This window comes from Streptomyces sp. E2N166 (assembly GCF_003671715.1).
GTDB classification, from domain to species: domain Bacteria; phylum Actinomycetota; class Actinomycetes; order Streptomycetales; family Streptomycetaceae; genus Streptomyces; species Streptomyces thinghirensis.
Window position 1 is genome coordinate 1,787,085 of the sequence record NZ_RAIF01000032.1, and the last position, 5,524, is coordinate 1,792,608.

General features: G+C 73.0%; 5 protein-coding genes. 2 read left to right on the forward strand and 3 right to left on the reverse strand.

The window, feature by feature from the left end:
• The coding region (gene ligA / locus EBH09_RS35195) for an NAD-dependent DNA ligase LigA (protein ID WP_193776699.1) at nucleotides 1-1,831 on the reverse strand (1,831 nt) is incomplete at its 3' end.
• A gap of 153 nt (nucleotides 1,832-1,984) precedes the next feature.
• Between ligA and EBH09_RS35200 the strand changes: the two genes are divergently transcribed.
• Nucleotides 1,985-3,193: a Cmx/CmrA family chloramphenicol efflux MFS transporter gene (locus tag EBH09_RS35200; RefSeq protein WP_121750826.1), complete on the forward strand. Its 1,209-nt coding sequence runs from the start codon at nucleotides 1,985-1,987 to the stop codon at nucleotides 3,191-3,193.
• Nucleotides 3,194-3,328: 135 nt separating this feature from the next.
• Here EBH09_RS35200 and EBH09_RS35210 read toward each other — a convergent pair whose 3' ends face one another.
• The gene (locus tag EBH09_RS35210) at nucleotides 3,329-4,195 is read right to left on the reverse strand and encodes a hypothetical protein (RefSeq protein ID WP_121750827.1); all 867 of its coding nucleotides are present in this window, start codon (nucleotides 4,193-4,195) and stop codon (nucleotides 3,329-3,331) included.
• A gap of 97 nt (nucleotides 4,196-4,292) precedes the next feature.
• On the opposite strand from EBH09_RS35210, the gene EBH09_RS35215 reads away from it, so the two are divergent.
• A complete protein-coding gene (locus EBH09_RS35215; protein WP_121750828.1) occupies nucleotides 4,293-4,853 on the forward strand; it encodes a TetR/AcrR family transcriptional regulator in 561 nt (186 codons plus the stop codon).
• Between the two features lie 24 nt (nucleotides 4,854-4,877).
• Here the strand turns inward: EBH09_RS35215 and EBH09_RS35220 are convergent.
• Nucleotides 4,878-5,524, reverse strand: a 647-nt coding sequence (locus EBH09_RS35220; RefSeq protein WP_153182766.1) for a WYL domain-containing protein, incomplete at its 5' end; no start/stop codon positions are given.

Below are 5,524 nucleotides of genomic sequence, written 5' to 3' on the forward strand. Positions count from 1 at the left end.
CTTCTTCACCTTCGCCGTCGCCTCGGCCTTCGACACCGGCACGCGCCTCCGGCGGAGTGGCGCCGGGCTCGGTCATGCCGACGCCGGCGGCGGCGAGCTTGTCGATCAGCGGGGCGAGTTCGGCGACCTCCGCGACGATCGCGGGGGCCTTCTCCGACCCGATGCCCTCGACCTGCTGCATGGCGTCGGCATCGGCGGCGCGGATGTGATCCATGGTGGCGAAGTGCCGGGCGATGCGCCGGGACATGGACCGGCCGGTACCTCTGACGCCGAGCGCGCACAGCACCCGCGCCAGCGGCTGCTCCTTGGCCCTGGCGATCGCGGCGAGCAGGTTGTCCGTACTGGCCTCGCCCATCCGGTCGAGGCGGAGCAACTCCTCGCGGCGGAGGGTGAACAGGTCGGCGAGGTCGGCGACGAGACCGGCCTCGACGAGCTGGACGACGCGGGTGGTGCCCAGGCCCTCGATGTCCAACTGGTCGCGGCCCGCGGCGTAGGCGAGGGAGGCGACCAGATGGCAGTTGCGTCCCTGCGCGCAGCGCCAGCGCTCCTCGCTCGTGTCGATGTCCGACCCGCAGCGCGGACACTGCTCGGGAAAGGCGATGGGCCGCTCGTCCCCCGTGCGCAGGTGGGCGACCGGGGCCTCGACGCGGGGGATGACGTCGCCGGCGCGGTGGACCATGACGTGGTCGCCCAGGCGCAGGCCGCGGCGGGTGATGTCGGCCGGGTTGTGCAGGGTGGCGTAGGTGATCGTGGAGCCGTCGATGACGACCGGTTCCAGGACACCGCGCGGGGCGATGATGCCGGTGCGGCCCACGTTCCACTCCACCTCCAGCAGCCGGGTGATCTTCTCCACGGCCGGCAGCTTGTAGGCGATCGCCCACCGCGGCGCGCGGGAGCCGGATCCGGCGGCCCGCTGGTCGGCGGCCAGGTCCGCCCTGACGACGATCCCGTCGATGCCGAACGGCAGTTCGGCGCGCAGCGCCGCGATCTCCTGGACCCTGGCCACCACCTGCTCCGGCGTCTCGACGACGACGTCCGGGACCGCGGTCCCCGCGCTGGTGTGCACACCGAGCCGGGCCGCCATGGACATCAGGTCGCTGTGGGCGAGCTCCACCAGTCGCCCGGCGAGCGCGGCTTCGGTCTCGGGCAGGGGCAACATGCCGTACCCGAAGAACGTCATGGGGACCGTGTAGGCGCGCTCCTTGGCCCTCAGCGTGCCCGCGGCCGCGTTGCGCGGGTTGGCGAACGGCTGTCCGCCATGACGCAGGCGCACCTCGTTCGCATGCTCGAACTGGGCCGTCGTCATGAGGATCTCGCCGCGCACCTCCACGGTGACGGGCTCGGACAGCGTCTCGGGCAGCCCCTCGACGGTGCCGATGGCATGCGAGACGTCCTCGCCGGCCGTGCCGTCACCGCGGGTGATCAGCCGGGTGAGGCGGCCACCGCTGTAGCGGGCGGCGACCGCGAGCCCGTCAAGCTTGGGGCCGACGCCGAACCGCGTGACCTCCCGGCCCAGGCGACGCGCCAGGGACGCCGTCCAGGCGGTGAACTCCTCCGGTGAGAACACGTTGTCGAGGCTGAGCATCGGTACCGTGTGCGGCACATCGCCCTCGGCCGCTCCGCCGGCGACCTTCCCGGTGGGCGAGTCCGGCAGCACGTCGTCGGGGTGCTCGGCCTCCCACGCCGCTATACCTCTCGCCAGCCGGTCGTACGTGTGGTCGTCCAGGGGCGAGGAGCCGCCCGCGTAGTAGGCGGCGGCGGCACGCGCGGCGTCCTGCACGGCCTGCGCGTAGGCGGCGGCGTCAACGATCACTGCTGCGGAAGTCGTCATGAGCGGCATCCTGCCTCCCACCACTGACAATGGGCCCGGCCACCACGGCCCCGCCGCATCGTGAGACGGCACCCGCGTGCGGGAATGGCGGGATCAAGGGCTTCGTTGACACCTGTCATGCCCGACTCTTCCGCACGGCCCCCGGCATCCCGCATGCCGCTCGCCGTATACATCCTCGGCCTGTCCGTATTCGCCCTCGGCACGAGCGAGTTCATGCTCTCCGGGCTGCTGCCGCCCATCGCCGACGACATGGACGTGTCGATACCCCAGGCCGGGCTGCTGATATCGGCCTTCGCGATCGGCATGGTGGTCGGCGCGCCCCTGCTCGCGGTGGCGACCCTGCGGCTGCCACGGAAGATCACGCTGGTCGCGCTGATCTCGGTGTTCGGCCTCGGACAGGTCGCGGGTGCGCTGGCGACGACGTACGAGATCCTCTTCGTCTCGCGCGTCGTGAGCGCGCTGGCGTGCGCCGGATTCTGGGCGGTGGGCGCCGCCGTCGCCATCGCCATGGTGCCGAAGACCTCACGGGCCCGGGCGATGGCCGTGATGATCGGCGGACTGTCGATCGCCAACGTCCTCGGTGTCCCGGCGGGCGCCTTCCTCGGTGAGCACCTGGGCTGGCGGTCCGCGTTCTGGGCGGTGGGTGCGGCGTCCGCCATCGCGCTCGTGGGTGTGGTGACCCTGATCCCGCACATCCCCCTGCCCGAGCAGCGGCCCCGGCTCAAGCGTGAGCTGGCGATCTACCGCGACCGCCAGGTGTGGCTGTCCATCATGATGACCGCACTCGCCGCAGGCGGCGTGTTCTGTGCCTTCTCGTATCTCGCGCCGCTGCTCACCGACGTGGCCGGGCTGGCGGACGGCTGGGTGCCCACCGTGCTGGCCCTGTTCGGCCTCGGCGCGCTGATCGGTACGACGATCGGCGGCCGGATCGCGGACGCGCACCTGTTCGGCGTGCTGCTCTCCGGCATCACCGCTTCGACCGTGCTGCTGGCCGCACTGGCGCTGTTCGCGTCGAGCCCCGCCGTCGTGATCGCCCTCTCCCTGCTCCTCGGCGTCTCGGCCTTCTACACGGCGCCGGCGCTCAACGCCCGCATGTTCAACGTCGCGGGCGCCGCGCCCACCCTCGCCGGCGCGACGACGACCGCCGCGTTCAACCTTGGCAACACCGGCGGCCCCTGGCTCGGCGGCACGGTCATCGACGCGGGCCTCGGCTACGCCGCCACCGCCTGGGCGGGCGCGGCGATGACCCTGGTCGCGATCGCCTTCGTCGTCGTCTCGCTGCGGTTGCACAGCCGGTCGCGCATCGTGATGGGGGGCATGGCCGCGGAGCCCGTGGGTGCGGAGCAGACCCAGCGGGTGTGACGCCTGCCGGAACGCGGGGGCGTTCCGTATGATGATCGACAAGGCGGGGTCGTAGCACAGAGGTAGTGCGCCGCGACATCATCTCGGAGGACGCCGGTTCGAATCCGGCCGCCCCGCCCCTTCTCGCCGCCCCGGTCAGACCTTGCCGATGCCGAGGGTGTTCTCGCGGGGCAGCAGGCCGGAGCCCAGCACGTCCAGCCAGACCGGTCCGAGGAGTTCGGCGAGCCGCGCGGTGCCCTCGGCCCCGAGCGCCTGCCAGGGAGCGGCGGCCAGTTCGTCGGTACGGCGCTCGACCTCGGCGCGCAGGGCGCGGCCCGCGTCGGTCGCGGTCCCGTCCGCCTCCAGCAGGCCTCGCACGGAGAGCCGTTCGCGGGCCGCCGCCCACTCGTGCTCGCTCCAGCCGCGGCTCGCGAAGACGCCGGCCGGTGCCGCGCCGATCGCCGCGAAGGACACCAGCGCCTCCACGGGGTCGAGGCCCGCGGTCAGAAGAGCGGCGAGATGACCGTCGCCGCGGTGCTCGCGCAGGATCGTCGCGGCCTGCCACAGCACGAGATGCGGCTCCTGGGGCCAGGGCAGGCCGGCATTGGCGGCGGCGAGCGGTCGGCCTCCGGTGGGCGCGGCCTCCGCCGCCCGGCGGGCGAGCGCGGCGGCCTCGGAGAGATCGGGACTGCCCGTCCGATCCCCGATGAGCGCGGTGTACGCCCGGTCGACGCCGCGCGCCCGGGCGGCGAGCACCTCGTGCGGTGCGGCGACGTCCCAGGCGGCCGGGATGTGCTCGGCCACCATGCGCGGGCTGAAGCTGTAGAACGCCGATGTCACCAGACGGGTCTCCGGCGCCCCGAGCGGCGCCGCCCGCAAGGGGAAGTAGGTCGGCCAGCGCTCGTCGGTGTCGTAACCGAGCGACCGGGTCTCCTCGAAGACCTCCGGCGCGTAGTAGACGACGGCGTGCAGCGGCTCCAGGAGATGCCACATCTGCCGCACGCGTCCGTTGTCGATACCCATGGCGTCCCTCGTTCCGCGCGTCCCATATCTTGACATCGACTAGATTGCTGTTCGGCGTACGGTCTTGTCAATGACTAGATTGCGCTAGCCTGCTCTCATGACCGCCGAACGCTCCTACCATCACGGAGACCTGCGACGGGCCGTGCTCACCGCGGCCCTCGACGTCATCGCCACCGAAGGACCGGCCGCCCTGTCCCTGCGGGACCTGGCCCGCCGGGCGGGCGTCTCCCATGCCGCGCCCGCACATCACTTCAAGGACCGCGCGGGCCTTCTCACGGCCATCGCGGCCGAGGGGCACGGCCTTCTGGCCGCCGCGCTCGGCGAGGCGGAAGACCTGCGTGACCTGGGTGTCCGGTACGTGCGCTTCGCCGGCGCGCACCCGGCGCACTTCCAGGTCATGTTCCGGCCGGAACTGCTGCGCACGGACGACCCGGAGCTCCTCGCCGCGCGCGAGCGGACGCGGACCCGGCTTCGCGCGGCCGTGGAGGGCTACGGCGACGATCCGGCCCTCGGTTTCATGGCGGCCTGGTCGATGGCCCATGGCTTCGCGACGCTGCTGCTCTCCCGCAACCTCGACGGACTGCTGAGCGGGAGCGACCCCGAGGAGACCTTCCGGGCGCTGGCCGGTGCCATGTCCGGCCGGCCGGGAACCCCGTGACGGGCTGAACCGTACGGCGCCCGTTCACGGCGTTCGACGGCCGGGTGGAGCGCCCTCCGTCGGCGTGGGAAGTGCGCCCGGTGCACTCCTCGCGGCGTCGGCGCAACGCTGGGCCAGCCGGGCGAAGGCCTCCTTGAGCGCGGGCGGGCCGATGACCTCGATGTCGGTGTCGAAGGCGCCGACGGCGGCGGCGAGGGCAGGCCACGACCAGGAACCCAGGGTGAGCCGGCAGCGGTCCGGGCCGAGCTCCTCGACGGTTCCGGCGGGGGCGTAGGGGGACACGGTGGCGGCGGGCAGGTGGAGGACGACCTCCCCGCGGCAGGGCCATTCGGGGGAGTGGTCGGAGCCGCGGAACCTTCCGGTCACGAAGTCGGCCACATCTCCTCCGGGCAACTCCCGCGGTGTGAAACGGGGCCCGGTGGGGGTGCGCGGGGTGATCCGGTCGGCGCGGAAGACGCGCCAGTCGTCCCGGTCGAGGTCCCAGGCGACGAGATACCAGCGTCCGCCGCGGGTGACGAGGTGGTGGGGCTGCACCCGGCGCGGCGGCGGCACCGTGTCCTCGCCGGTCTCCGCCGGGTACGGCGAGGCGTAGCCGAAGCGCAGGACCTCGTGGGCGCGGACGGCGGCGCTCAGGGCCATGAGGACGCCGCCGTCGGCCCGGGACGTGGACC

Bases quoted from the DNA above. Each gene is read 5' to 3' on its own strand.
- EBH09_RS35215 (WP_121750828.1), top strand. From the start codon at position 4,293: ATGACCGCCGAACGCTCCTACCATCACGGAGACCTGCGACGGGCCGTG.
- EBH09_RS35210 (WP_121750827.1), bottom strand. From the start codon at position 4,195: ATGGGTATCGACAACGGACGCGTGCGGCAGATGTGGCATCTCCTGGAG.
- EBH09_RS35200 (WP_121750826.1), top strand. From the start codon at position 1,985: ATGCCGCTCGCCGTATACATCCTCGGCCTGTCCGTATTCGCCCTCGGC.